Annotated in this window: 29 protein-coding genes; 12 read left to right on the plus strand and 17 right to left on the minus strand. The window is 65.7% G+C overall.

What is annotated here, in order from left to right; genetic code table 11:
- The first annotated feature begins 2 nt into the window (after nt 1-2).
- On the plus strand, nt 3-1,124 hold the full coding sequence (locus NU1_RS28125) for an NAD(P)H-dependent flavin oxidoreductase (RefSeq protein WP_067526057.1): 1,122 nt from the start codon (nt 3-5) through the stop codon (nt 1,122-1,124).
- Between the two features lie 282 nt (nt 1,125-1,406).
- Nucleotides 1,407-2,276, plus strand: a complete 870-nt coding sequence (locus NU1_RS28130; RefSeq protein ID WP_067526059.1) for a GmrSD restriction endonuclease domain-containing protein — start codon at nt 1,407-1,409, stop codon at nt 2,274-2,276.
- Nucleotides 2,277-2,299: 23 nt separating this feature from the next.
- Here the strand turns inward: NU1_RS28130 and NU1_RS28135 are convergent, their stop codons facing one another.
- Nucleotides 2,300-2,755: an SRPBCC domain-containing protein gene (locus tag NU1_RS28135; RefSeq protein ID WP_067526060.1), complete on the minus strand. Its 456-nt coding sequence runs from the start codon at nt 2,753-2,755 to the stop codon at nt 2,300-2,302.
- Nucleotides 2,756-2,917: 162 nt separating this feature from the next.
- Between NU1_RS28135 and NU1_RS28140 the strand changes: the two genes are divergently transcribed.
- The gene (locus NU1_RS28140; RefSeq protein WP_067526061.1) at nt 2,918-3,448 is read left to right on the plus strand and encodes an NUDIX hydrolase; all 531 of its coding nucleotides are present in this window, start codon (nt 2,918-2,920) and stop codon (nt 3,446-3,448) included.
- Nucleotides 3,449-3,506: 58 nt separating this feature from the next.
- On the opposite strand, the gene NU1_RS28145 is transcribed toward NU1_RS28140, so the two are convergent.
- On the minus strand, nt 3,507-4,133 hold the full coding sequence (locus tag NU1_RS28145) for a TetR/AcrR family transcriptional regulator (RefSeq protein ID WP_067526062.1): 627 nt from the start codon (nt 4,131-4,133) through the stop codon (nt 3,507-3,509).
- Nucleotides 4,134-4,172: 39 nt separating this feature from the next.
- Between NU1_RS28145 and NU1_RS28150 the strand changes: the two genes are divergently transcribed.
- Together NU1_RS28150 and NU1_RS28155 are read left to right on the plus strand one after the other, a co-directional pair.
- Complete coding sequence (locus NU1_RS28150; RefSeq protein WP_067526063.1) at nt 4,173-5,417, plus strand: KasA/KasB family beta-ketoacyl-ACP synthase; 1,245 nt, start codon at nt 4,173-4,175, stop codon at nt 5,415-5,417.
- 57 nt (nt 5,418-5,474) lie between these two features.
- A complete protein-coding gene (locus NU1_RS28155; RefSeq protein ID WP_157553164.1) occupies nt 5,475-5,918 on the plus strand; it encodes a hypothetical protein in 444 nt (147 codons plus the stop codon).
- Nucleotides 5,919-5,932: 14 nt separating this feature from the next.
- Here NU1_RS28155 and NU1_RS28160 read toward each other — a convergent pair whose 3' ends face one another.
- The 4 genes from NU1_RS28160 to NU1_RS28175 form a co-directional block, all read right to left on the minus strand.
- Complete coding sequence (locus tag NU1_RS28160) at nt 5,933-6,760, minus strand: amidohydrolase family protein (protein ID WP_067526065.1); 828 nt, start codon at nt 6,758-6,760, stop codon at nt 5,933-5,935.
- Between the two features lie 108 nt (nt 6,761-6,868).
- The gene (locus NU1_RS28165; RefSeq protein WP_067526066.1) at nt 6,869-7,273 is read right to left on the minus strand and encodes a hypothetical protein; all 405 of its coding nucleotides are present in this window, start codon (nt 7,271-7,273) and stop codon (nt 6,869-6,871) included.
- On the minus strand, nt 7,270-7,533 hold the full coding sequence (locus NU1_RS28170) for a hypothetical protein (RefSeq protein WP_067526067.1): 264 nt from the start codon (nt 7,531-7,533) through the stop codon (nt 7,270-7,272). The genes NU1_RS28165 and NU1_RS28170 overlap by 4 nt, the downstream gene beginning before the upstream one ends.
- A gap of 218 nt (nt 7,534-7,751) precedes the next feature.
- Nucleotides 7,752-8,033, minus strand: a complete 282-nt coding sequence (locus tag NU1_RS28175) for a ribbon-helix-helix domain-containing protein (RefSeq protein WP_067526071.1) — start codon at nt 8,031-8,033, stop codon at nt 7,752-7,754.
- 167 nt (nt 8,034-8,200) lie between these two features.
- Here NU1_RS28175 and mtnA point away from each other — a divergent pair, with 167 nt between their 5' ends.
- The 3 genes from mtnA (at nt 8,201) to mtnC (ending at nt 11,505) form a co-directional block, all read left to right on the plus strand.
- Nucleotides 8,201-10,183, plus strand: a complete 1,983-nt coding sequence (gene mtnA / locus NU1_RS41840; protein WP_157553166.1) for an S-methyl-5-thioribose-1-phosphate isomerase — start codon at nt 8,201-8,203, stop codon at nt 10,181-10,183.
- On the plus strand, nt 10,180-10,755 hold the full coding sequence (locus tag NU1_RS28190; RefSeq protein WP_067526075.1) for a 1,2-dihydroxy-3-keto-5-methylthiopentene dioxygenase: 576 nt from the start codon (nt 10,180-10,182) through the stop codon (nt 10,753-10,755). The genes mtnA and NU1_RS28190 overlap by 4 nt, the downstream gene beginning before the upstream one ends.
- Before the next feature lie 69 nt (nt 10,756-10,824).
- The gene (gene mtnC, locus NU1_RS28195) at nt 10,825-11,505 is read left to right on the plus strand and encodes an acireductone synthase (RefSeq protein WP_067526076.1); all 681 of its coding nucleotides are present in this window, start codon (nt 10,825-10,827) and stop codon (nt 11,503-11,505) included.
- A gap of 88 nt (nt 11,506-11,593) precedes the next feature.
- Here mtnC and NU1_RS28200 read toward each other — a convergent pair whose 3' ends face one another.
- The 8 genes from NU1_RS28200 to NU1_RS28235 all read right to left on the minus strand — a co-directional run bounded on the left by NU1_RS28200 (nt 11,594) and on the right by NU1_RS28235 (nt 17,448).
- Complete coding sequence (locus tag NU1_RS28200; RefSeq protein WP_067526077.1) at nt 11,594-12,193, minus strand: GTP-binding protein; 600 nt, start codon at nt 12,191-12,193, stop codon at nt 11,594-11,596.
- A complete protein-coding gene (locus NU1_RS28205) occupies nt 12,174-12,548 on the minus strand; it encodes a DUF742 domain-containing protein (RefSeq protein ID WP_067526078.1) in 375 nt (124 codons plus the stop codon). The genes NU1_RS28200 and NU1_RS28205 overlap by 20 nt, the downstream gene beginning before the upstream one ends.
- On the minus strand, nt 12,548-12,973 hold the full coding sequence (locus tag NU1_RS28210) for a roadblock/LC7 domain-containing protein (RefSeq protein ID WP_067526080.1): 426 nt from the start codon (nt 12,971-12,973) through the stop codon (nt 12,548-12,550). The genes NU1_RS28205 and NU1_RS28210 overlap by 1 nt, the downstream gene beginning before the upstream one ends.
- The gene (locus NU1_RS28215) at nt 12,951-15,554 is read right to left on the minus strand and encodes a sensor histidine kinase (RefSeq protein ID WP_067526082.1); all 2,604 of its coding nucleotides are present in this window, start codon (nt 15,552-15,554) and stop codon (nt 12,951-12,953) included. The genes NU1_RS28210 and NU1_RS28215 overlap by 23 nt, the downstream gene beginning before the upstream one ends.
- 128 nt (nt 15,555-15,682) lie before the next feature.
- A complete protein-coding gene (locus tag NU1_RS28220; RefSeq protein ID WP_067526084.1) occupies nt 15,683-16,357 on the minus strand; it encodes a cation diffusion facilitator family transporter in 675 nt (224 codons plus the stop codon).
- A complete protein-coding gene (locus tag NU1_RS28225; RefSeq protein ID WP_212761205.1) occupies nt 16,357-16,701 on the minus strand; it encodes an ArsR/SmtB family transcription factor in 345 nt (114 codons plus the stop codon). The genes NU1_RS28220 and NU1_RS28225 overlap by 1 nt, the downstream gene beginning before the upstream one ends.
- Nucleotides 16,702-16,816: 115 nt before the next feature.
- The gene (locus NU1_RS28230; protein WP_067526087.1) at nt 16,817-17,149 is read right to left on the minus strand and encodes a ribbon-helix-helix domain-containing protein; all 333 of its coding nucleotides are present in this window, start codon (nt 17,147-17,149) and stop codon (nt 16,817-16,819) included.
- A complete protein-coding gene (locus NU1_RS28235) occupies nt 17,146-17,448 on the minus strand; it encodes a hypothetical protein (RefSeq protein ID WP_067526089.1) in 303 nt (100 codons plus the stop codon). Before NU1_RS28235 ends, NU1_RS28230 begins: the two co-directional genes overlap by 4 nt.
- 74 nt (nt 17,449-17,522) lie before the next feature.
- Between NU1_RS28235 and NU1_RS28240 the strand changes: the two genes are divergently transcribed.
- A complete protein-coding gene (locus NU1_RS28240) occupies nt 17,523-18,041 on the plus strand; it encodes a GtrA family protein (protein WP_371859845.1) in 519 nt (172 codons plus the stop codon).
- Between the two features lie 126 nt (nt 18,042-18,167).
- A complete protein-coding gene (gene pip, locus NU1_RS28245; protein WP_067526092.1) occupies nt 18,168-19,106 on the plus strand; it encodes a prolyl aminopeptidase in 939 nt (312 codons plus the stop codon).
- 222 nt (nt 19,107-19,328) lie between these two features.
- On the opposite strand, the gene NU1_RS28250 is transcribed toward pip, so the two are convergent.
- Nucleotides 19,329-19,625, minus strand: coding sequence for a putative quinol monooxygenase (locus NU1_RS28250; protein ID WP_067526094.1), 297 nt, complete (start codon nt 19,623-19,625; stop codon nt 19,329-19,331).
- Nucleotides 19,626-19,750: 125 nt separating this feature from the next.
- Between NU1_RS28250 and NU1_RS28255 the strand changes: the two genes are divergently transcribed.
- The gene (locus tag NU1_RS28255; RefSeq protein WP_067526096.1) at nt 19,751-20,347 is read left to right on the plus strand and encodes a TetR/AcrR family transcriptional regulator; all 597 of its coding nucleotides are present in this window, start codon (nt 19,751-19,753) and stop codon (nt 20,345-20,347) included.
- 342 nt (nt 20,348-20,689) lie between these two features.
- Here NU1_RS28255 and NU1_RS28260 read toward each other — a convergent pair whose 3' ends face one another.
- The gene (locus tag NU1_RS28260; RefSeq protein WP_245720350.1) at nt 20,690-20,947 is read right to left on the minus strand and encodes a DoxX family protein; all 258 of its coding nucleotides are present in this window, start codon (nt 20,945-20,947) and stop codon (nt 20,690-20,692) included.
- A 539-nt stretch (nt 20,948-21,486) separates the two neighbouring features.
- On the opposite strand from NU1_RS28260, the gene NU1_RS28265 reads away from it, so the two are divergent.
- Nucleotides 21,487-22,806, plus strand: coding sequence for a PIN domain-containing protein (locus NU1_RS28265; protein ID WP_169815152.1), 1,320 nt, complete (start codon nt 21,487-21,489; stop codon nt 22,804-22,806).
- Between the two features lie 258 nt (nt 22,807-23,064).
- Here the strand turns inward: NU1_RS28265 and NU1_RS42365 are convergent.
- Nucleotides 23,065-23,333 (minus strand): hypothetical protein (locus NU1_RS42365; protein ID WP_169815153.1); only part of this gene is annotated, 269 nt, incomplete at its 5' end.

The following is a 23,333-nucleotide window of genomic DNA, read 5'->3' on the forward strand; positions in this document are numbered from 1 at the left end:
CTATGCGTACCGAGATCTGCGATCGGTTGGGCATCGACGTCCCGATTTTCGCTTTCACCCACTGCCGCGATGTGGCCGCAGCGGTCAGCAATGCCGGCGGACTCGGCGTGCTCGGCGCGGTCGGATTCACCGCCGAACAGCTCGAGGTCGAACTCACCTGGCTCGATGAACACGTCACCGGCGTCTACGGCGTGGACCTGGTGATCCCGTCCAAGTACGAGGGCAAGGGCGTCGAAGGGCTCACCCCCGAGGAACTGGAAGCCCAACTGGCCAAACTGGTTCCGCAGGGACACCGCGACTTCGCCGAGAAGATCCTCGAAGACCACAATGTGCCGCACCTGCCCGAGGGGGAGCGCCACAACCAGCTGCTCGGCTGGACCGCCACCACCGTCGCCCCACAGATCGAGGTGATCCTGCGCCACCCCAAGGCGAAGCTGGTCGCCAACGCGCTGGGCACCCCGCCCGATGACGTGATCAAGCAGATCCAGGACTCCGGCCGCCTCATCGGCGCGCTCTGCGGTTCGGTCAAGCACGCGCTCAATCACAAGAACGCCGGACTGGATTTCGTGGTCATGCAGGGCACCGAGGGCGGCGGCCACTGCGGCGAGATCTCCTCGCTGGTGCTGTGGCCGCAGGTCATCGATGCGATCGGCGATATGCCCGCGCTCGCGGCGGGCGGTATCGGCAATGGCCGTCAGGTCGCCGCCGCCCTGGCCATGGGTGCGGCGGGCGCGTGGACCGGCTCGCTGTGGCTGACCGTCGAGGAGGCCAATGTGCCGCCCGCGCAGATGCAGACCTACATCGATGCCTCCAGCAGCGACACCGTGCGCTCGCGCTCGTGGACCGGCAAGCCCTGCCGCATGCTGAAGAACGACTGGACCGAAGCCTGGGAGGCCCCGGAGAATCCGAAGCCGCTGGGCATGCCGCTGCAGATGATGGTGGCCCTCGATGGCGTCAAGCGCGGCCATCGCTACCCGGAGGCCGCGAAGGACGTGAACTTCAATCCGGTCGGCCAGGTGGTCGGCATGATGAACAAGGTCGAGCGCTCCACCGATGTGGTGCAGCGTCTGATCGCGGAGTACCTCGAATCGTGCGAGCGACTGAACAAGCTTAATAACGCCTGATTCACAACAGGGTTCGTCGCGCCCAGGGGCTCACCTTCTCGAAGGTGTTGGGCGCAACGAGCCCTTTGTTGTGTTCGTGGCACACCCGACCGCGGCCGACCTTCGTCGAATTCAGGTACATCTCCACTGATCTCGATCCTCGCCGGGGCACACTGGGTAGGAAGCCCCGAGTCGCCGTCTGCCCCGAGCAGCGTCCTCGATAGAGTGGCGATGTGAGAACCGTCTCGGAACAGACCGTGCGGCTTGCTGTTTGGGACGAGGGATTGCGACGGTGGTCGGAACATGCTGAAGAAGAAACCGTCACGCGCGCGGAAACTCCTCCTGCCCTTGGCTATTGCCGTGCTACTCGCGGTACTGAGCATCGTGCTGACCACGTTCGATGCGTCGGACACACCGACCAGCACGGTCCCCGGCGATCAGCTCGCGGCGGCGCGTACACGACTGGAAGCACTGCCTGTGAAGAACTGGGCATCCAAAGACGGTTACTCCCGTGACCAGTTCGGTCCGGCGTGGACCGACAATGTGAGCGTCGAACTCGGAAACAACGGCTGCGATACCCGCAATGACATTTTGCAGCGGGATCTGCGCGACGAGAAGCTGGAAAGCGGTGGCTGCAAGGTTCTCAGCGGCACACTTGTCGATCCGTACACCGGCAAGACCATTACCTTCAAACAGGGCCGCGAGACCAGTGCCGCCGTGCAGATCGATCACATTGTGGCGCTGAGCAATGCGTGGCTCACCGGGGCACAGCAACTCACCCCCGAGCAACGCCGCAACCTCGCCAACGATCCGCGGAACCTGGTGGCCGTGGACGGGCCGACGAATCAGGGTAAGGGCGATTCCGATGCGGGGGCGTGGCTGCCGCCGCGCAAGGAGTACCACTGCCTCTATGTGGCGAAGCAGATCGAGGTGAAAGCCGCCTACAACCTGTGGGTCACCCGCGCCGAACACGACAATATGACCAAGGTGCTCAACGGTTGCGGGGAGAGCGACCCGACCTCGGCAGCACCGACGACCACGGCACCGCCGACGAATGTGTCCTACAAGAACTGCGACGAGGTGCGGGCCGCCGGTGCCGCGCCGCTGCGTCGCGGACAGCCCGGATACCGGCCCCAGCTCGACGGCAACGGCGACGGCGTCGCCTGCGAATAGTTCGGTCGCGCGCCGCGGATTACTCAGTCACCCACGGTGGTTCGCAGCGCTTCGGCGCGCTGCTTGACAGCGTCGGTCATATCGAAGAACCCGCGGCGCAGCGCACCACCGAGCAGACCGTTGACGACGGGGCTCAGCCAGCCCTCGAGCGCGAAGTGGGAGTCGTAGCGGCAGCGGTCCGCGCCGAGCGGGGTCACGGTGTGCGACCGCTCGCTGTGCAGGGTGCCCAGCGGTACCGGCTTCATGCGGTAGCTGAATTCCCGTCCGGGCGTGTGCGAGTGCATGAACTCGCGCTGCTTCTTCGGGCTGGGTCCGATGAGCCGCACCGTCATATCGATGGGTGTCCCCGGTTCCAAGGTGGTCTTGCAGGCGATGCAGAAGGGGTTCCACTCGCCGTAGCGATCCACGTCGGTGAGTACCTGCCAGACCAATTCGGCGGGTGCGTCGACCTCGACGCTCTTGTCGATGATCAGTGCCATGGGCGAACAATAGCAATAGACTGAAACGTGTTCTACTGACGTACCCCCTGGCCCATTCTGGGTATCAGGCTCATCGTCTACGGCGTGCTACCGGCGAGCCCGTGGGTGTGACGCTATCGCTACGGCCCGAAGCGGTTACGTTCCACGGCTACCGTCGAAAGGGTGACCCTCGCCGATCGCTATCCGATCCTGCACGCCCCGAGTCGATGGGAGTGGGGTGGATTGGATGTGCCGTTCTCCACCGATCCACCGCCGGATGAACTGATCACCAATATTCACGTCGTGTGTTTTGTCGACGATCGGATTGTGCTGTGCCGCGATGATCGGGATGCGTGGCTGGTGCCGGGCGGAACGCGCGAGGCCGGGGAAGCCATCGAGGACTGTGTGATTCGCGAGCTTCGGGAGGAAGCGGGCGCACGGTTGGCAGGGCCGCTGCGATGGCTGGGGGCGCACTACGCGACGAGTGACCGGCCTACCCCGTATCGGGAGTGGCAGCCGCATCCACACAAGGCGTGGCTGTGGTGCAGCGCCGAGGTGGTGTTGGGCGGCGCGCCCACCAATCCCGATGACGCCGAACAGATTCTGGAAGTACGGGCCTGGCCGTTCGATGAGGCGATTCGGTTGGCCGCGACGGACGGGGCGCATATGGCCGAGCTACTCGGGCTCGCGGCGGAGTTGCGCGGCGCGGGATAGCCGACAGCGATCACCGAGCCGCCATCTCGCTCAGCGGGGAGCCCGAGGCGTGCGGCGGTTACCGGGGCTCAGCCTGCGGGATCGGCGCGCCGGGTGTTATGTCCGGTTCTGTAGCGGCCCGGCGGGGGGAGACCGCCGTATCGATGAGGCGGCGGGTGGCGCGCTCGACACGATCGGTGTCGCGGGTGATCCACCAGTCCTGAATGAGGCCGCGCATGCCCGAGACCAGCAGGGTGGCCGCGGATTCCGGATCGTCGAGGGTGGGGTCGATGCGGGCGAGCGCCTCACTCAGGGATGTCACGACCACGCGGACGGCCGCGACCGCGTAGTCGCGGAAGGGGCTGTCGGGTACGCAGGCCGCACCGAGCACCTGGAGCAGTACACGCAAGCTGGTGGCCGCCCCGCCGCTGGTATTGAGCTCGAAAGCGCTGTTCAGGCGGGTACGCAGGGTTTCTCGGTCGTCGACGTCGGCGAAGAGTGCGCCGATATCGGGCCGCAGGGTTTCCAGGGCGGCCACCAGCATGGCCTCCTTGGTGCCGAAGTAGTGAATGAGCATGCGGGAACTGGTGCCCAGGTACTCGGCCAACGGGCGCAGCGACAGCTCCATGAGGCCGTATTCGGCGATGTAGGAGATGACGCCGGAGAGCAGGTCGGCGCGGCGGACGTGGTCGAGGGGGCGGGGCACGGTTTGACTGTAGCGGACGCTACAGGTATCCATGACCCCATGGGTGTAACAAGTGCTTCAGAAACTCGGGGCGGTGTGGTGGTCACCGCCATGGCCGCCACCACCTGCCTGGGCCCCGACCTCGACACCACCTGGGCACGACTGCTCGACGGCGATAGCGGAATCGGTGCGCTGACAGATGAATTCGTCACCGCCTACGACCTCCCGGTGCGCATCGGCGGCCGATTGACCGCACCGCCGGGCGAGCACCTCACACGTATCGAGCAGCGGCGAATGTCATTCGTGCAGCAGTTGGCCCTGATGCTGGGACGACAGGTCTGGGCCGGAGCCGGTACTCCCGAGGTGGAATCCGAGCGGCTCGCGGTAGCGGTCGGCACCGGGCTCGGTGGTGGCGACGCACTGGTCGATGCCGTGGACCGTATGCGGGCGGGCGGCTATCGCAAAGTTCCACCGATGACGGTTCCCATGGTCATGCCCAATGGCGCCGCCGCCGCCATCGGCTTGGAGGTCGGCGCGAAAGCCGGTGTCTACGCGCCAGTTTCGGCCTGCGCCTCGGGCGCGGAAGCCATTGCCCACGCCTGGCGGCTCATCACCACCGGCGAGGCCGATGTGGTCGTGGCCGGTGGCGTCGAGGGCCATATCGACGCCGTCCCCATTGCCAGCTTCGCCATGATGCGCGCCATGAGCACCCGCAATGCCGAACCCGCCCGCGCCTCGCGCCCCTTCGACCGTGATCGTGACGGCTTCGTCTTCGGCGAGGCGGGCGCGATGCTGGTCCTCGAATCCGAAGCCCACGCGAAAGCCCGTGGCGCACAGGTGCACGGCCGCATTCTGGGTGCGGGCATCACCTCCGACGGCTACCACATCACGGGCACCGCACCCGACGGCGACGGTGCGGCCCGAGCGATGCGCAAAGCCATCCGCGCCGCCGGTCTCACCCCCGCCGACATCGCCCATATCAATGCCCACGCCACCTCGACCCCGATCGGCGATGCCTCCGAGGCCAAGGCGATCGAGGCCGTCACCCCGAATGCTTCGGTTTACGCTCCGAAGTCGGCCCTGGGCCACTCCATCGGCGCGGTGGGCGCACTCGAAGCCATCCTCACCCTCCGCACACTGAGCGACCAGATCATCCCTCCCACACTGAACTACGAGAATCCGGACCCCGACACCGCCCTGGATGTCGTCGCCGATAAACCCCGCGAACAGTCCCCGGACTACGCCCTGAGCAACTCGTTCGGCTTCGGCGGTCACAACGTCACCCTGGCCATCGGCCGTCGCTGACAATCCAGAAGCGGCGCGTCATTGCCAAATTAGTACGTGCATGCATATCATCTCATCGTGCTTATCAATTCGGTGAACCCTGAACCACCTCCCGCGGACGACCTGGTACTGATGCCATGGAAACCCGGCCCGCGCCATGACATCTCGGGTCCGGTCTTCGTCGCGGTAACGGACTTCCTCGCCGGATCCGATGCCGACGTCCAACGTATTTTCGAGCTCGGATTGGAATTGGAACGCACCTGGCCGGTGATGCACGGCGCGGTGGGCCTGTGGTTGTGGGGCAAACCCTCGCAGCTGCGCGGCGGGTCCATCTCGGTATGGGAAACCGAAGCCGATATGCGGCGTTTCGTCCGCTGGCCGGTACATGCCGAGATCATGCGGGCCTGGGTACGCCGAGTCGGAGTCGTCTCCGATTCCTGGCACGCCGCCCGGTTCGACAGTGCCGCGGTACTGACGCAGGCCCGCCGCACTATCGACCGGCCACATCGCGACGCCGCATGACCTGATCCGGTGACCTAATCCTTGTGCGCCAGCCCGAATACCCGCGTCGCGTTGCCATGGAGGTAGAGCTCGCGGGTTTCGGCGTCCAACCCCAGATCGTCGAGCCCCTCGAGAGCGCTGGCGTGGCCGATCATCGGATAGTTGGTGCCGAACAGAACCTTGCGGCGCCCGGATCCGGATTTCATGTAAGCAATCAGTTCGCCGGGAATCCGGCGGCTGGTGTACGCCGAGGTGTCGATGTAGACGTTCTCGTGTTTGCGGGCGACCGCGACCATTTCCTCGGTCCAGGGATAGCCGATATGCCCTGCGACAATGGTCAATTCGGGAAAGTCGAGAGCGACCTGATCGATGTAGGGGATCGGGCGTCCGGTCTCCGACGGTCGCAGGGGCCCGGTGTGCCCCACCTGGGTGCAGAACGGGACACCGAGGTCAATGCAGGTGGCGTAGAGCGGGTAGTACCGGCGATCGGTCGGCGCGGCCTCCCACAGCCAGGGCACCACACGCAGGCCCTTGAACCCGAGGTCGCCGATACACCGGCGCAATTCACGTACCGCCCGCATCGGCTGGGCCAGATCAACGGCCGCCAACCCCGCGAACCGTCCCGGATGCGCTCGAACCCATTCGGCTACTTCATCATTGGAGATCATCGCCCCTTCCCGCGGCCCGTGCCAGGCACTGAGCAGGCCGAACCCCACCTCGGCCTGATCCATCGCGGCGAGGGTCAGCTCGATCGGCAACTCCGCACTCAGCGCCTGCTGCCCGGTCCAGCGCCGCAACGAATCGAACATCTCATGCTGGGAGAACCGCACGGTGGGATGCTGCATCCAGACATCGATGGTCATATGAACTCCTTCTCATCCCGGATCCGAGGAACCCGTCATGAGTCGATGGTCCACCGAAAGCTCGGGGGAGCGTGTCGGTTTGGCCCCAGAAGGGGTTCCGGTCAGCGCTCAAGGCATCTCGTCGATGATCGTGGTGGCGTCCAAGGCGGTGAGAACCGTGCTCCGATTGGTGGTGACCGGCCAGCGACGTCGAGTTGCCTCCACGACAGCTTGCGCAGCTGCCAGGTCCGCCCCCTGCGGGGTGGATGCCGCGGCGAGAATGACCCCGCATCGCTGTGCCGTGTCTGCGTCCAGCTCGGCAACGACGGTTTGCGGCAACCCCAGCAACACCTCCAGGATGTCCAGCCCCTCGGTCGAGACGCGCCCGGAGCGGGCCTCAGCGAGAACCGCTGCCGGAATGACGATGACATCACCGGTATGGAGAGCCGTCCAGACAACCGCTTCTGGATAGGGGTGACGACGGCATGCGCCGACAACTCCCGGAACGTCGAGAACGACGCCGCCGACAATCACGCGACCGCGTTGGTGTCGAGCGGCGCCAGACCGCGCGCTGCCCTGGCGCGGTTGATCAGCTCGACCGAAGGACGGCCTCCAATTGCGTTTTCCCAGACAGCAATTGCTTCGTCGCTGCGCATCCGTTGCTCAACAGCCTCGGCGACATAGCGGGAGACGGAGTCGATTTCTCCGTCCCTGGCCCATTGAGTGAGTCTGTCAGCGACCTCTTCGGCCACGGTGATCGTCACTTTTCGGGTCTTGCGGACTCTGCCGGGCATACCGGAAGCATATCGAGGGCATACCGAATCAGCTGCCCGATTCGTGGATAATCGGCGTCCCCGAATCAGCGACGCCGGTCGGTGTCCGCAGCGGCGTAGGGGCGGCCGCAGGTGCCGAGTTCCACTGACGCAGTTGGCAATGCTGTTGAAAGTAGGCCGCGGTGTCGAAGACTATGCCGCCGAGAGTGGCGTCGGTGACGAGACCGGAATCCGGGCGATCATGCCGCGCCGACGTGGTCGCCGTCGGCCTCCTCGTCGGATAGGGGCGGCAGGCCTCGAACCGCGCGCGCTTTGTTGATCATGTCGAGCGGTGGGCGGCCGCCGAACACCTCCTCGATCCGAGCGAGGGATTCGGTGCGGTCCACGCGGGCCCGCACGGACTCCGCGACGAAGGCGGACACCGACTCGATGCGGCCGCTGCCGCGCCAGCGATCGAGGGTGGTCGCGACCTCCTCGGGCATCGTCACGGTGATCCTGCGGGTGCGGCGCTCTCTCGCCATACCCGAATGGTAGGCGGGTATGGCCCGTGGCGCGTCGATCGGTGTTCGATACGGTTGCGGATGCGCCCGCGGATGCGGGCAGGCCCGGACTTCTCGCAGCCCCGACCGGTGACACTGTGGACTGCACGTCACGGGCCGCCGGATCGAGATAGAGGTGAGGGCCACGGATGGATGAAAATTCGATCGCGTGGGTCGAAGGTGCGCTGGTCACCATCGATCAGCGCGCACTGCCGCACGAGCTGCGGGAGCTGCGGATCACGACGGTCGACGACCTCATCGACGCGATCACCGCCCTCGCGATTCGCGGAGCTCCGGCCATCGGTGTGTCCGGCGCGTTCGGTGTGGTGATCGCCGCGCTCACGCACAGCACCGCCGGAGTGGTCGATACCGAACGGGTGACCGCCGAGGCGCACCGTATCGCCGATGCCCGGCCGACCGCGGTCAATCTGGCCTGGGGTGTGCGGCGCACGCTCGCGAAGTTGCCGCAGGGGGTGCAGGCCATGCTCGATGAGGCCCTGGAGATGCTGGCCGAGGACGGCCGGGTGAATCTGGCCGCCGCCACCCACGCCGCCGATCTGGTGCAGCGCCTGTGCCCGGCTCGGCCGCTGCGTATTCTGACGCACTGCAATACCGGCCGCCTGGCCACCACGGCGGTCGGCACCGCCCTCGGCGCGCTCAACGTCCTACATCAGCGCGGCGCGCTGGCGGAAGTCATCGTCGACGAGACCCGACCCCTGCTACAGGGCGCCCGCCTGACCGCGTGGGAGCTGACCGAGGCCGGAATCCCGCACCGGCTCACCATTGATTCGGCCGCCGCGTGGGCCATGGCCACCGAGGAGGTGGATGCGGTAATCGTTGGCGCGGACCGGATTACCGCCGACGGCTCGGTCGCCAACAAGATCGGCACCTACATGCTGGCCCTCGCGGCGCGGCACCACGGTATTCCGTTCATTGTGGTCGCCCCCGAATCCACCCGTGATATCGCGACCGCCTCCGGCCGCGACATCGTCGTGGAACAGCGCGGCGCGCACGAGGTCACCGGATTCGGCAGTGTGGCAACGGCTCTCGACGGGACCCGGACCTTCAACCCCGCCTTCGATGTCACTCCGCCGGAACTGGTGACCGCCGTGGTCACCGAATTCGGTGTGCTGGAGTCGCCGGGTGAAGCGCGCACCGCCGCCGACGCCCAGACTCAGCGGATGTACCGAGAACCTCCGGCCGCCAATACGAATGGTTCCGGCCTACAGCGGGCTCCGGAGGTGACGAAGGGCGGGCTGCCCAAGCGCGGCAGCTCGGCATCCTCGGAGGTGACCAGCGGTGACCTGCCCAAGCGAGGCGCCACCGAATCCGACGCACTCACCAATGGTGCGCGGCCCAGCAGCGGCAGCGCCTGGGAGCCCGAGCCCGGTACCGGCTCCTTCTTCGATCCGCCCGCCCCCGATACCACCACCGACGAATACCTGGCCGCCCTCACCCGTTCGGTCACCGAGCTGACCCAGGGCCAGCCGAAGGCCGCCGGCGCGGGGCGCGATATCGCGGCCATCGCACGCGGCCTGTACGCCAAGGGTTGGATGCCGGGCACGGCGGGCAATATCTCGGTGCGCGAAGGCCATATCGCCATCGTCACCGCGAGCGGTATGTCCAAAGGCGAGCTCACCGAGAACGATATGGTGCTGGTCCGGGTCGCGGATTCCGCGCCGATCGCGGCCGCCCGGCGCAAGCCCTCGGCGGAGACCACCATCCACACCGCCGTCTACCGCGCTGCCGCCTCCGCTGCCGTCGTCCATGTACATCCGCCGCACGCCACCGCGCTGTCCGTCGGCGCGACCGATGTGACCGTGCGCTTCTCCGGATTCGAGCTGATCAAGGGTCTGGGCGGAAACAGCCCGCACACCATCGACATTCCGGTCTTCCGCAATCACGCCGATGTCCCGACGATCGGCACGGATATCGAGCGCTACCTGACCGACCATCCGGATGCCCCACCGGTGCTGTTCATTGCCGGACACGGCATTACCGCCTGGGGCGAGACCCTCGCACAGGCGCGCGACCGGGCGGAATGTCTGGAGGCCCTGTGTGAACTGGTGACATTGACCGGTCGCCGCGACATCACCGTGGGCGACCATGGTTTCGAGGAGGATTCCCAATGACTCTGCTACAGGTGATGGCCGATTCCGCCGCCGGTGCGGTGAGGCTGCGCACCACCGACGATGCCGTGATCGCCGCCGAACTCGCCGAGCGCGGCATTACCTTCGAGCGCTGGCCGCTCATGGCCGGGCTCAGCGGCGCGACACCCACCGAGGATATCCTGGCCGAATACGCCGACCGCATTGCCGAACTCAATGCCGACGGCCGCTTCAAGCACATCGACGTGGCCCGCATCCATCCGGACGAATCCGATCCGGAATGGCCCGCCAAGGCCGAGGCGGCGCGCACCAAATTCCTCGACGAGCACCGGCACGCCGAGGACGAGGTCCGCTTCTTCGTCACCGGTCGAGGCTGCTTCTATCTGCACCTGGGCGATGAGGTCCTCGCAACCGTCTGCACCGCAGGCGATCTCGTCTCGGTCCCCGCGGGCACGCTGCACTGGTTCGATATGGGTACCCGCCCCGAATTCGTGGCCGTTCGATTCTTCGAGGAGGAAGACGGCTGGGTCGGCGATTTCACCGGCGACCAGATCTCGAGCGGTTTCCCCACCCTCGACCAATTGCTGGCCGGGTGAGCGGATCCGGCTCGGAGAACACAGCCCGCGCGACCGCGCAGGGCCCACTCATACGAGATTGGACACCGCATGATCGCCGCCGTCGTTCTCGATATCGAAGGCACCACCAGTCCGACCAGCTCGGTGCGGGAGGACCTGTACGGGTACACCCGCGACCGACTGCCGGACTGGCTGGCCGAAAACCAGGGCGGAGCAGCGGATTCCATTATCGAGGCGACCCGCGAGCTGGCGGATCGCCCCGAGGCCGGCCCGGCGGAGGTGGCCGTCATCCTCATCGAATGGCTCAATACCGATGTGAAGGCCGAACCGTTGAAGGCCGCGCAGGGCATTATTTGCGCCGAGGGCTTCCGACAGGGCGCGCTGCACGGCGAGTTCTTCGCGGATGTGGCACCCGCACTGCGGGAATGGCAGTCGGAGGGCCTGGAACTCTACATCTACTCGTCCGGTTCGGTACGCAATCAGCAGGATTGGTTCGAGTTCGCGCGCGGCGGCGACCTGTCACCGCTCATCAACGGGTATTTCGACCTGTCCAGCGCCGGACCGAAGCGGGAGCCCTCGTCGTACAACAAGATCGCCAGCGCGATCGGCGTTGCGGCCGAACGCATTCTGTTCCTGTCCGACCATCCCGACGAGCTCGATGCCGCGGTGGCGGCGGGCTGGTTGGTGGTGGGTGTCTGTCGAATTGGAGAGCCTTGCAGCCCTCGGCCGCCACACCGTTGGGTGGAGGGTTTCGCTGACGTATTGATCTGAAGTGGAACTTTGCGAATCATTCTCACGTGTGGCCCACCCGGAATCCGGGTGGGCCACACGTTTTCACGATCGTCGACGGGCTGCGGCGTCAGCCGCTCACCTTGGCGGTGGAAGCGCGCTCGATCAGGTACTGCACCAGGGTCATGAGCACATTCTTGGTCGAGGTGCGATCGCGGGCGTCGCACAGCATGACCGGCAGGCGTGGGTCCAAGTCCAGGGCATCGCGGACCTCGTCGGCGGTATAGCGTGGGGCGCCGTCGAAGCAGTTCACCGCCACCGTGAATGCCAGTCCGCGCCGTTCGAAGAAATCGATCGCGGCGAAGGACGAGTCGAGGCGGCGGGTGTCGGCCAAAACGACGGCACCCAGTGCACCACGCGCCAATTCGTCCCACAGGAACCAGAAGCGGTCCTGTCCGGGGGTGCCGAACAGGTACAGCACCAGGCTGGGATCGATAGTGATACGGCCGAAGTCCAGGGCCACCGTGGTGGTGGTCTTGCCTTCCACACCGCGCATATCGTCCACGCCACTGCTGAGTTCGGTAATCAGTTCTTCGGTGCGCAGGGGCGCCACCTCACTGATCGCCGACACCATGGTCGTCTTGCCGACGCCGAAGCCGCCAGCGATGAGAATCTTGACCGAGGACGCCAATTGGCGATTCTCGGCCCGATCAAAGGTTTCGGATGCCATCGAGTACAGCTCGCAATACGTTGAGGTCGCCGGGACCGGTCTCGGCGGAGACCGGCGCCCGAAAGTTGAGGTTCCCGTCGGAGATGAGGTCTCCGACGAGTATCTTCGTCACCGCCAGCGGCAGCCGCAGGGAAGCCGACACTTCGGCCACCGACAGCGGAAGCTGGCACAGGCGAACAATTTCCGCGTACTCAGGTTCGACGCGCCGCAATACCGGTGCCCCGAAGGGGGCGTGGATGACGGTGAGCATGTCCAGGTCGTGCGCCGCGCCCATGGTCCGGCCTCCCGTCCGGGCATATGGGCGCACGAGCGGACCTGCCGCATCATCGAACCATTGTTCCCCCGGCCGCGGCATCATGACAGTCGGGGGTTTCCTTGTCCCGCTAAGCCTTGCCGCGGGGTGGTGGACAGATAGCTACCGACGCGTTGCACGGTCAGGTTCATCTCATAGGCGACCATGCCCAGATTGGCCTGTTCGGTGGCCTGCAACGCCAGGCAGGCGTGGCTACCGGCAGCGGTGACGAACAGCACCGCCCGGTCCAGTTCGATGACCGCCTGGCGAACTCCGCCGCCGTCGAATCTATTGCCGGCGCTGCGTGCCAGACCGTAGAGGGTGGAAGACATGGCGCCGAAATGTTCGGCGTCCTCGCGGCTCATGGCGGTGGAACGCCCCAGCAGCAGTCCGTCGGTGGAATGCACCACCGCGTGACGGACGCCCGCGAGTCGATCGACCAAATCATCGAGTAGCCAGTTGAGATCACCAGCGTTGGAGGTGGTCACCGTCGCCTTCCTGTCGGTCCGGGGTTGGGGTGGATGACGGCCCGAACGCATCGAAACCGGCCCGACGGCCCTGCCTGGTTCCGTTCTCGATGGCGGACATCAGGTCTCGGGCCTGCTCGGCGGTGGGCAACGGACGCTCCGACGGCGCCACCGGTTCGGTGGCAGCCGGAGCATTCGCCAATTCCGGTGCGAGACTTGCCTGTCGGCGCCGACGCGGGAGCGCTGGCCGAGCATCGGAGCCAGTGTACTGGGCGCGCCCGAATTCGCGGGCGGTATGTCCGATCTCAGAGAAACGTTCTGGTCGCGGCGGCACCACCGGCGGCCGCGTCGGATTGGTCGGCGGTTCGAAAGCCCCCGTGGCCTCGAAAGATGATGCGGTGTCGGAGGACGCCGTCGAGTCGGACGCCGAGGTGGAGCCGAACGATGAACCCGGACCGAAGGGGGTCGCGGAGCCGAACGAGGGCGTGGGATCGTCCTGGGGCGCCGGTGCGACGGGTTCGGAGGTCATCTCGGGCCTCGGCGGTTCGAGTTCCAGTCGCGAGGGTGCTGGTTCGACGGGTTGCGGTGCCGGCTCGGCGATCCGGGTGATCGAGGGCCCCGCGGGTTGCCGGGTCACCAGGGGGATCTCGCCGGTTCCGGGATTCGCGACGGTGAGGCTGGACGGCACCAGCACGATCGCCCGAACACCGCCGTAGTCGGATTCGGTGAGCCGCACCGAGATACCGTGGCGCACCGCCAGCTGCGCGACCACGAACAAGCCCAGGCGCGAATCCTCCGACAGCGTATTCACACCGAAATCCGGGGGATTGCGCAACATCTCGTTGAGTCGGACATGCTCGGACTCCGGCATACCCATGCCCTGGTCGAGAACCTCGAGCGCCAGCCCCTTACCGACCACATTGGCGCGCACCTCCACCTGCGACTGCGGCGGGGAGAACGACGCGGCATTGTCGACGAGTTCGGCGAGCAGGTGCACGAGGTCGGCGACCACCGTTCCCACCACGCCGATCTCGGGCATCCGGGCGATCTTCACGCGGGTGTAGTCGAGTGTTTCGCCGACGGCACTGCGCACCACCTCGACCAGCGCCACCGGCTGTCGCCACTGCCGTCCGGGCTGACCGCCAGCGAGGATGATCAGGTTCTCGGCATTGCGGCGTTCGCGGGTGGCCAGGTGATCGAGCCGGAAGAAGGTCTCGAGCAGCGTCGGATCCTCCTGGCGGGCTTCGGCTTCGTCGAGAATCTCGAGCTGGCGGTGCACCACCACCTGGCTGCGGTGGGCGATATTGAGGAAGACCGCCTTCACGCCTTCCCGGGTGCGGGCCTCGGTGACCGCCGCTGTGACCGCGGCCCCGTGCGCGTGGGTGAAGGCCTTGGCGACCTGGCCGATCTCATCGTGACCGAAGTCGAGGGTGGCCACCTCGGCCGCCGGATCGACCGGCTTACCGTCACGCAGCTTCTGCATGATCTCCGGCAGTCCCTCGTCGGCGAGGGCGAAGGTCTGGTCACGAAGTCGCTTGAGCCGCCCGATGATCCGGTTCGCCATAAGCAGCGCGACCACGAAGGCGGCCGAGGACAGCAGCAGCACACCCGCGCCACCGAGTAGCGAATCGCGCGCCTTTTCCTGGCCGACGTCCATGGCGAGACTATTAGCGCTGCGGCTCTGCGCATCCCAGATGTCGGACAGGACCGCGGCGACCTCCGCTACAGCGGCCTGCCAATCCTCGGTGTTCATCGGAAGCGGCGTCAGGGCGGGGGCTTTGGCATCGGTTCTCGCGCCGCCGGTCTCTACCGAGGACAGGACGGCGCGCTCCAGGAGTGCGTTCTCCATGGCCTGCAGGTTCTGCCAGGCGGGGCTGGCGATCAGCTTCTTCGCGACCTCGGCCTGCTCCGGATGTTGGTCTCCGGTGACGATTTGGACGGTGACGCGGTAGAAGCCGATGAGCTTTACGTATTCGGCGGCCAGTTCGGCCGGCAATCCGGATTCATTGGCCAGAGCCGCACCCAGGGCATTGGCACGGGTCAGACATTCCAGCGCCAGGAGCGTCTGTACTGATTCCGACAGCTCCGCGGAAACCGCGGCGTTCGGAGCGTCGTCCTGCACGATGCGGGTACCGACGAGCACCACATCGGGTAGTCGGCTGTAGAAGGTGTAGGCATCGGTGATCGGGAGCTGACCGGCGTCCACGCCCGCGCGCACGGCGAGCAGCTGCTGTTTGAGCATGAGGAAGCCGCCGACATCGCCCTGGATCTCATCGGAGCCGAGATCTTTCACCCTGGTTTCGGTGGGCAGCATGAGCTGGAAGGCGTTGTCCAGGCGCAGGCGTGCCGTGGCGAGCGCACTGCGATCGGTTTGCGCACCGGCATAGAGCCACAGCGTTGCTTGCCGTTCCTCCTGAATGGCCCTCAGCATCTCCTGCACCGGTTCGATGCCGTCGATCATCTGCGCCGCCCAGTCTTCGGCGTGATTGCCGGTCGACACCAAATACCCGGCCGTTCCCACACCGACCCCGAGCAGCGCCGCACTCGGGACGAGTGCGATCGCCAGGATGCGGGTTCGGACGCCGAGCCTCGCTCTGAACATCCGCACAACCTAACGGGACGTACATCACACCCGTCACGCGGGTCCCGTTGAGCGGGAACCGATTAGACATCGATAGTTATGTGTGATTCCGCATGATTACTGGTCACCGACGTTTTGACCCACTGCTCCTATTGGCAACTGGGGCAGCAGGATTCCGGTTCCTTGGTCGCCGGGGTGGCGCAGCAGAGGTCGCCCCGCCAGGCGTTCACGCCTTCCCTGACGGCGAACGCGGCGATAATGAGGGCGGCCACCGGGTCGACCCAGGACCAGTCGGTGAGGGCGTGTACGAGCAGGCCCACCAGCAGGACCGCCGACAGGTAGGAGCAGAGCAGGGTCTGTTTGGAGTCGGCGACGGCGGAGCGGGAGCCGAGTTCCTGGCCGGTGCGGCGCTGGACGAATGAGAGCATCGGCATGATGGCGAGACTGGTTGCCGCCAGCGCGATTCCAATGGGGGAGGGGCGGGATTCGCCGGTACCGAGCAATGCTCGGATGGCGTCGAATCCGACGTAGGCGGCGAGGCCGAAGAACGAGAAGGCGATAACGCGCAGGGCCACCCGCTCCCGCGCCTGCGGATCGCGACCGGCGAACTGCCAGGCGACCGCGACGGCCGAGGACACCTCGATCACCGAATCGAGGCCGAACCCGATGAGCGCTATCGACGAGGCGCGAATGCCCTCCGATAAGCCGATGATCGCTTCCACCACGTTGTAGGTGATGGTCAGCGCCACCAGGAGTCGAATCCGCCGCTCCAGCAGCGCCCGACGGGTCGGGTCGGGCGAGCGGGTAATGAGTGGCAGGGCCATTAGCAGCAGTCCTCGGTGTCGGCGGACGGGCAGCAAGCGGGATCCACGGCCAGCACCAGGCCGATTAGATCGTCCAGAGCATGACCGATGCGGGCGTCGGCCAGCTCGTACCGGCTGCGCCGCCCCTCCGGAACCGCGACCACCAGACCGCAACCGCGCAGGCACGCAAGGTGATTCGACAGGATCTGCCGGGACACGCCGATGTCATCGGCCAACTGCGACGGGTAACTCGCACCTGCCCTGAGTGCCAACAGGATTCGGGTGCGGGTCGAGTCGGAGAGCGCGTGACCGAAGCGAGCCAGCCCATCGCTGTGCGTGAGAGTGTCCACGCACAGATAGTACATCGGTTTCTGTATTCAGAAACCGCTGAATTATTTCTCCCGGGGTGAATCCGCCTCCAGACGCGGTCCGGCCCCGCTTCCCGAGGGGGAGCGGGGCCGGATTGTCTGCGTGGTCGGCTCAGGCGGCGGGACGATGGGCCACGGTGGCCAGTAGCCGCAGCGCATCGGCCAGGTCGACGACCATCCCGGAATGTTCGGCCGCCAGCCCCATTTCGATGTACTGGCGAATCAACTCCGACTGGGTAATACCCTTCGCCCGTGCGGTCGCCTTCAACCGCTCATCGGTTTCGACGGACCATTTCACCGATCGCTTCACCGGTATCCCGTCGGCGGGCTTATCCGCCGGAGTGTGCGGCGGCAGGTCCGCGGGGATCGGAGCGTCGGGATGGAACTCGACCGACTCGGCCCACTTCGCGAAGTCCGCTGCGGTACGTGGTAGCTCATTGGTCATAGCTCGTCCTCCCATTCGGCGTAGGCCCTCGACTGCTCCGGCGTCATATCGGTGACGGCGACGATTTCGTAGTCGTTGATCGCGGTGTCCTCGTCGTCCACGGTCGGTAACCGCCGCAGCCAGACGATGATCGGGCGACCGGTCCGGGTACGTCCCCAGAATGTCAACGACGCCACGCCTCCACCGGCAGCGGGAACGACCCTCTTACGAGCGCCGTACACGATGTCCGCGATATCGGCGGGCGTGAGTTTCAACTCCGCCAGGATTGCCAACGCGATCGGTATCCAGTTATAACTCATTCTCCCTTCACGGTACCACGCGTGAGGTACCGCCGATTGTGAAGGCATTCCATGCCTGAGCTAACCTGTGCCCAGTGTTCTTGATCCAGATTGCCGCTGAGCGGGTACCGAGCCGGATGCTGTCGTTCTTCGTGCGGCACGCGGAGCTGCTGAAGTTCCTGACCGTCGGCGGCCTCGCCTTCATCACCACCTCGGTCCTGTTCTTCGGCCTGAAGTGGACGGTGCTGGACGAGAAGCCGGTCACCGCGAACGTGATCGCGGTCTTGGTCGCGACAGTGCTGTCCTACATACTGAACCGGGAGTGGGCGTTCACCGCCCGGGGCGGACGCGAACGCCGACACGAAGCCGCACTGTTCTTCCTCGTAGCCGGTATCGGAATGGTGATCAACCAGCTGCCGTTGGCGGTATCGAGTTACGTACTCGGATTCCGCACACCGAACGTGTCACTCCTCGCGGAAAACATCGCCGATTTCATCAGCGCATCCATTATCGGAACGCTGCTCGCGACGGTGTTCCGCTGGTGGGCGATGCGCCGGTTCGTGTTCCCGCATGCGGTGGTTCCGGATCTGGAGCGGGCCGAGGCAGTCCAGTAGGACCGGCGGTACACCCAGCTCACTCGTCACCGTCGCACCTGAATGCTGCACGGCACGAATGATGAGTGTCGTTGGCGCGGTGCGGGGGAACGCCCGCGCCGTGCCCCTGCGCTAACCTCGGCAACCGTGCCTTTCCCCTCGATCGACCCGTACGCCGACGGTCTGCTCGAGGTCGGCGACCGAAACCAGGTGTACTGGTGCGCCAGCGGCAATCCCGCCGGTCGACCGGCGCTGGTGGTGCACGGCGGGCCGGGCAGTGGGAGCAGCCCGCGAGCGCGGAAAGCGTTCGATCCGAACGTTTTTCGGATTGTGCAGTTCGATCAGCGCGGTTGTGGGCGCAGCATGCCCAGCGCCGCCGATCCGGATACCGACATGGTGGTGAACACCACCGGGCACCTGATCGCCGATATGGAGCGGCTGCGTACCCACCTGGGCATCGACCGCTGGTTGCTGTACGGCGGATCCTGGGGTTCGACACTCATCCTCGCCTACGCCGAGCGGTACCCGGAGCGGGTCACCGGGATCGTGCTGGTCGGAGTCACCAGCACCCGCCGCCGCGAGATCGACTGGCTCTACCGGGGACTCGCCCGGCTGCTGCCCGCCGAGTGGGCGCGGTTCCGGTCCGTGCTGCCCGGCGACGGCGACCTGGTCGAGGGCTACCGGCGGCTGCTGGAACAGCCGGACCCGGCGGTGCGCCGCAACGCCGCGATCGAGTGGTGTCGCTGGGAGGACGCGGTCATCGCGCACGAATCCCTGGGCAGCCCAGGGCAATACAGCGCCGAGCCGGATACCGCCCTGCTCGCCTTCGTCCGGATCTGCACGCACTACTTCGCGCACGCGGCGTGGCTCGACGAAGGGGTACTGCTGCGTGAAGCCGGACGGCTGGCCGGGATCCCCGGCGAACTGATCCACGGCCGCCTCGACCTCAGCGCCCCACTCGAAACCGCCTGGGAACTCGCCCAAGCCTGGCCGGACGCCCGCCTGCATGTCATCGACGACTCCGGTCACACCGGCAGCCCCGCCATGGGCGAAGCGGTCGTCCGCGCCATCGCCCGCTTCGCGTAGTTCGATTCCGATCGGATCGGCCAGACGGAGGCGGAGGGCTGGCTGTGAGTCGTCCTTTCGGCCGCATGCTGGGATGCCCGAATCGGCCAGTACACGGTTTCACGCACCGTGGACCAAGGCTCGACCTATGGAACGGATTACGAAGTCGGAACCCCTCACTTCGCACACCAGTGGCTGTGATCTGCCCGTTGCGACGCGGCGCCCGGCGGTGCGGGGGAGAGGTCAGCCGATGGTGCGCAGCACGGCGGTCTTGGGGTGCTCGCGCAGGACCTGGATCGCCTCGCCCATCCCGTTCTCGGCAGCGTCCCGCATGTGGGCGTGGAAGTCGTTCATGGTCTCCCACACCTGGACGGCGTAGAACGCGCCGGGGTCGTCGAGGTCCTCGTACTCGGTGGAGTTGATCAGGCCCGGCTTCTCGGAGGTCTGGATCGCGTGCAGCAGTGCGTCGCGGGCCGCCTGCTCATGTCCGTCCGCGGCGTGGATCTCGATAAGGACGGTGACGGTGCCTTGTCGGCTCATTGTTCTCACCTGTCGTTCGCCGGCGTCGGTGGGCACTGATCTAATAAGATGTGGATTCACTTCTTATTTTCCACGATATACCGGCCACATAAGATGCACAAACACATCCTGTTGGGAGTAGGTGGATGCAGCGCAGACGGGGCAAGGACCTCGAGGAAGCCCTGCTCGCAGCCGCGTGGGCCGAGCTGACCGAGCGGGGGTACGCGGCGTTCACGCTGGAGTCAGTGGCGAAGCGGGCGGGTACGAGTACGCCGGTGATCTACCGCCGGTGGGCCAACAAGGCGCTCATGGTCGAGGCAGCCCTCGCGCACGCGAGTTCGGTACGGGTCATCGACGTCCCGGACACCGGAACGCTCCGCGGCGATCTGATCGCGATTATGCGGGCAGCCAACACCTCTCGCGTCGACCTTCTCGTCGCGACCGCGGTGCTCCTCGACGGATACTTCGCCGAGACGGGATCCAACCCGGATCGGCTCCGCGAGCACATACTGGCCGGCCGTCGCTCGGCCGCCGAGACCATCGTCCAGCGGGCCGTCGACCGGGGCGAGGTCGATGCCTCCCTGCTGGAACCACGCCTGATTTCACTCCCCTTCGACCTGTTCCGGCACGAGGTCCTGATGACGCTGAAGCCGGTGTCCGACAAGGCAATCGGACAGATCGTCGACGGCATCACGATGCCGCTCCTGACCCGGCCTCTCTCGGCATGCGGCAATCGGCGATAAATCCCCGGCGTGACGGGCGAGTAGATGCTGCCCACACCGATGACCAAGCAGCCGACGTGTCCGGCGACCATCTCCAGATCGATTGTCTACCAAGCGTGGAGCGAGAACTGCCTTGATTCGAGGACTGCGACGATCGCCGCACGGCAGTAGCCGATCTTCTCGGATCAGCCGAGCCGGTTCATGGAACACGCACCCGCGCGAGCTCGACAACCGGTAGCGATGATCGCGCAAGTACGACAACACGTTTCGTCGTGACGCGAGGTCGACTGCGATATCGAACGCGTCGCGCGCACCGCCGCACGGGCCCGAGCTCCGGACCCGTGCGTGTGCAGATGATCGGCGTCAGAGGCCGGCGAATCGACCGACCGCGACTCCGAGGGCGATCAGCAGGATCACCACGTTGATGGCGACATTGCGGGGCTCGTGCAGTCGGGTGTGCGAGATCATCGCGCCGATCATCAGCAGGATGAAGCCGACGGCGGCCAGTGGGGTAAGGATCGGGGCGATGCCCAGGGCCCAGGGCACGATGATGCCGACCGCCCCGAGCAGTTCGGTGGCCGCGATGGCTCGGATCGCGGGGCAGCGAGAACGGGGCCACACCGGTTTGGCCGGATTCGATGAGTTTGGGCTTCGACATCGTGGCTTTGAAGGTCCCGGAGACCACGAAAATTACCGCCAGCAGCACCTGGCCGATCCAGAGCAGGGTGTTCGTCATGATGTCCTCCTTTCAGGGGTCGACCATTGGACAGGTCGGGCGCGGCGAATGTGACAGGGTTCGGCCGAGAATCTGACGCATTTCGCCCGCAATGTCCGAGTGTGCGCGTACACGGAAAGGTGCGGGGTAGATTGGTGTCCCGAGCAGTTCCGGGGGCGGACCGTCACGACGTCCAGGTCTGAATGTCCGGTAATGCCTGCGGGCTGACCAAACCGGCGAGCTGGGGTGGCCGAAGATCAACGGGCCGATCCGGGTGAACGAATGGTCGCTGTTACCGATGACCGCGTTGGCATCCCGACAGAATCTCAATTTGAGCAGGTGGAACAGTCGAGAACGTGTTCGTCACGTGCTCGTGTTGTCTTGGTTGGCGGATCGGTGTGGGCGCGTCGTCGGGGATGTCAGGGGAAGCGGCCAGAATGGTCGTATGACCGTGGTCGTTGTGGACACCAACATCCTCTGCAGCTCGCCGCGACTGCGCCGACGGGATTGGCAATCGCTATTGAAGAATCGGCAGGCCTGGGGGGTGAAGGTCGTGGTGCCGGAGGTCGTGTTCGTGGAGACGGTGAACGTGGTGCGCCGGAAATGGGCAGAGGAGTGCGTGACTCTGGCGAATGTGAAGGCCGGGGTGTTCGGGCTGAAGGAACAACAGCAGTCGATGATCGATGAGATCGCCCAGCAGATAGAGGAATACGAGCAGTGGCTTCGCGACCACCTCGGTGAGGTCGGCGTGCCAATCGTCGAGACTCCGGAATTTGGTTGGCTTGAGGTTGCGCGCCGAGCTTCGGAGCGGCGGGCCCCGTATTGCGAGAAGGAAGTCGACGGGCTTCGTGACACGCTCATCTGGCTGACGGTGATGTCCGTGGCCGAGAAGAACGCGGACGACAAGGTGTGGTTCGTCAGCGACAATCATCGCGATTTCGGTCAGGACAGCAGGGGTGTCAATCCTAAGGAGGCGTGTCCGTTCCCACTGCATCCTCACCTGGTCGACGATCTCGAAGGTAAGGAACTGTCAGGGCGGGTCGAATACGTCGTCAAGATGGATCGGTTAGTCCGAGACTTCGAGTCGCAGTTCGGGCCGATCCCTGAGATGGAGTTGACTCGGTTGACCGGTGAACTCGACCGCGCATCACTCGGATCGCGGGTCGTGACGGCGCTCGAGGGTTTGGTTGTGGACCCCCAACGCGGCGCGCTGCCACTGGATGTTGTCGAGGCTCAGATACTGGGGGCGCAGGAGCCGACCGAAGAATGGCAGTTCAGTGACGGCGCAAGTCGTGGGGAGTCCGGGTGGACAACACGGTTCTCGGTCGTCACGGAGGTCGACATCATGGCCGTCGACCATGGCCTGACCAGCCGGGAAGACACCAAACCGTTGCAGGTGTCCGGCGACGTTATGGTTTCATCGGACGGCAAGATCGAAGCTGTTGTAGTCACTTCCGCCGACGCGCTGCCCGACGACCCGATGCGGGCTCGATGGAAGCGCCGAACGAAACGATTGATGGTCCCGCAGTCGGTCGCGGGCTTAGCTGCTCAGCAGTTCATGGTGCCGACCTCGATCACGGAGATGGCTGCTCACCAGTTCATAATGCCGCGCTGGATCACGGAGACGGCTGCTCAGCGGTTCACGGCGCCGAACTCGATCGCGGACTTAGCCGCGAAGATCGAGAAGGATCGGGAAGCAGCAGGGGCAGAGTCTGATGAGGACGACAAGCCCGATGAGACAAGCGGTATCGAGTCAAAGAGCTGAGAGCCTAAAGACGGGGGCGCGGTGTCAGATCGGGTGGCGTGCTACTCGACTCGACGAAGCTGCGGACCGCGGGTGTGGCCGCGCTGACCGCTGTCGTGGCCGCACGAATGTTGTGTCCTACCAATACGTCCGGCCAGTGAGCTCGGACCGGGAGGCGTTATCGATGCCAGCGGGGTGTGGTGCGCTTGTCGGTCGGTGCGGCCAGCGAATGGTGGTCCCGCACGATGGCACGCGTGCGACGGTGCGCGGGGGCTGCGATCAGCGGTCGGGATCTGCGAGATCCGGGTGGTAGAGCGACGGTAGAGAGCGGAGAGCTCGATCCAGTTCTTCCCGGGCGTCGCCCAGAACTTCTAGGACATCGCTGATCTTCTCGATGACGGCGTCACGGGTGGTGGCGACTTCCGGCGGCCAGGGCTTGTTACTCGGTACCCAGTCCGCCCACATCCACTCGCGCACCCTCGACCCGGCGGCGAGGGCGGCGTCCAAATCATCGATTGCCTTGTGGACGATCTCGGTTTGCGTGTACG

Origin of the sequence: Nocardia uniformis NBRC 13702 (genome assembly GCF_001613345.1) — a bacterium.
Lineage (GTDB): Bacteria > Actinomycetota > Actinomycetes > Mycobacteriales > Mycobacteriaceae > Nocardia > Nocardia uniformis.

Bases quoted from the DNA above. Each gene is read 5' to 3' on its own strand.
- NU1_RS28250 (WP_067526094.1), bottom strand. From the start codon at position 19,625: ATGAGCCGACAAGGCACCGTCACCGTCCTTATCGAGATCCACGCCGCG.
- NU1_RS28175 (WP_067526071.1), bottom strand. From the start codon at position 8,033: ATGGCGAGAGAGCGCCGCACCCGCAGGATCACCGTGACGATGCCCGAG.
- NU1_RS28125 (WP_067526057.1), top strand. From the start codon at position 3: ATGCGTACCGAGATCTGCGATCGGTTGGGCATCGACGTCCCGATTTTC.
- NU1_RS28130 (WP_067526059.1), top strand. From the start codon at position 1,407: ATGCTGAAGAAGAAACCGTCACGCGCGCGGAAACTCCTCCTGCCCTTG.
- NU1_RS28255 (WP_067526096.1), top strand. From the start codon at position 19,751: ATGCAGCGCAGACGGGGCAAGGACCTCGAGGAAGCCCTGCTCGCAGCC.
- NU1_RS28190 (WP_067526075.1), top strand. From the start codon at position 10,180: ATGACTCTGCTACAGGTGATGGCCGATTCCGCCGCCGGTGCGGTGAGG.
- NU1_RS28135 (WP_067526060.1), bottom strand. From the start codon at position 2,755: ATGGCACTGATCATCGACAAGAGCGTCGAGGTCGACGCACCCGCCGAA.
- NU1_RS28220 (WP_067526084.1), bottom strand. From the start codon at position 16,357: ATGGCCCTGCCACTCATTACCCGCTCGCCCGACCCGACCCGTCGGGCG.
- NU1_RS28205 (WP_067526078.1), bottom strand. From the start codon at position 12,548: ATGCCGCGGCCGGGGGAACAATGGTTCGATGATGCGGCAGGTCCGCTC.
- NU1_RS28225 (WP_212761205.1), bottom strand. From the start codon at position 16,701: ATGTACTATCTGTGCGTGGACACTCTCACGCACAGCGATGGGCTGGCT.
- mtnA (WP_157553166.1), top strand. From the start codon at position 8,201: ATGGATGAAAATTCGATCGCGTGGGTCGAAGGTGCGCTGGTCACCATC.
- NU1_RS28150 (WP_067526063.1), top strand. From the start codon at position 4,173: ATGGGTGTAACAAGTGCTTCAGAAACTCGGGGCGGTGTGGTGGTCACC.
- NU1_RS28215 (WP_067526082.1), bottom strand. From the start codon at position 15,554: ATGTTCAGAGCGAGGCTCGGCGTCCGAACCCGCATCCTGGCGATCGCA.
- NU1_RS28200 (WP_067526077.1), bottom strand. From the start codon at position 12,193: ATGGCATCCGAAACCTTTGATCGGGCCGAGAATCGCCAATTGGCGTCC.
- NU1_RS28235 (WP_067526089.1), bottom strand. From the start codon at position 17,448: ATGAGTTATAACTGGATACCGATCGCGTTGGCAATCCTGGCGGAGTTG.
- NU1_RS28160 (WP_067526065.1), bottom strand. From the start codon at position 6,760: ATGACCATCGATGTCTGGATGCAGCATCCCACCGTGCGGTTCTCCCAG.
- NU1_RS28265 (WP_169815152.1), top strand. From the start codon at position 21,487: ATGACCGTGGTCGTTGTGGACACCAACATCCTCTGCAGCTCGCCGCGA.
- NU1_RS28230 (WP_067526087.1), bottom strand. From the start codon at position 17,149: ATGACCAATGAGCTACCACGTACCGCAGCGGACTTCGCGAAGTGGGCC.
- mtnC (WP_067526076.1), top strand. From the start codon at position 10,825: ATGATCGCCGCCGTCGTTCTCGATATCGAAGGCACCACCAGTCCGACC.
- NU1_RS28170 (WP_067526067.1), bottom strand. From the start codon at position 7,533: ATGCCCGGCAGAGTCCGCAAGACCCGAAAAGTGACGATCACCGTGGCC.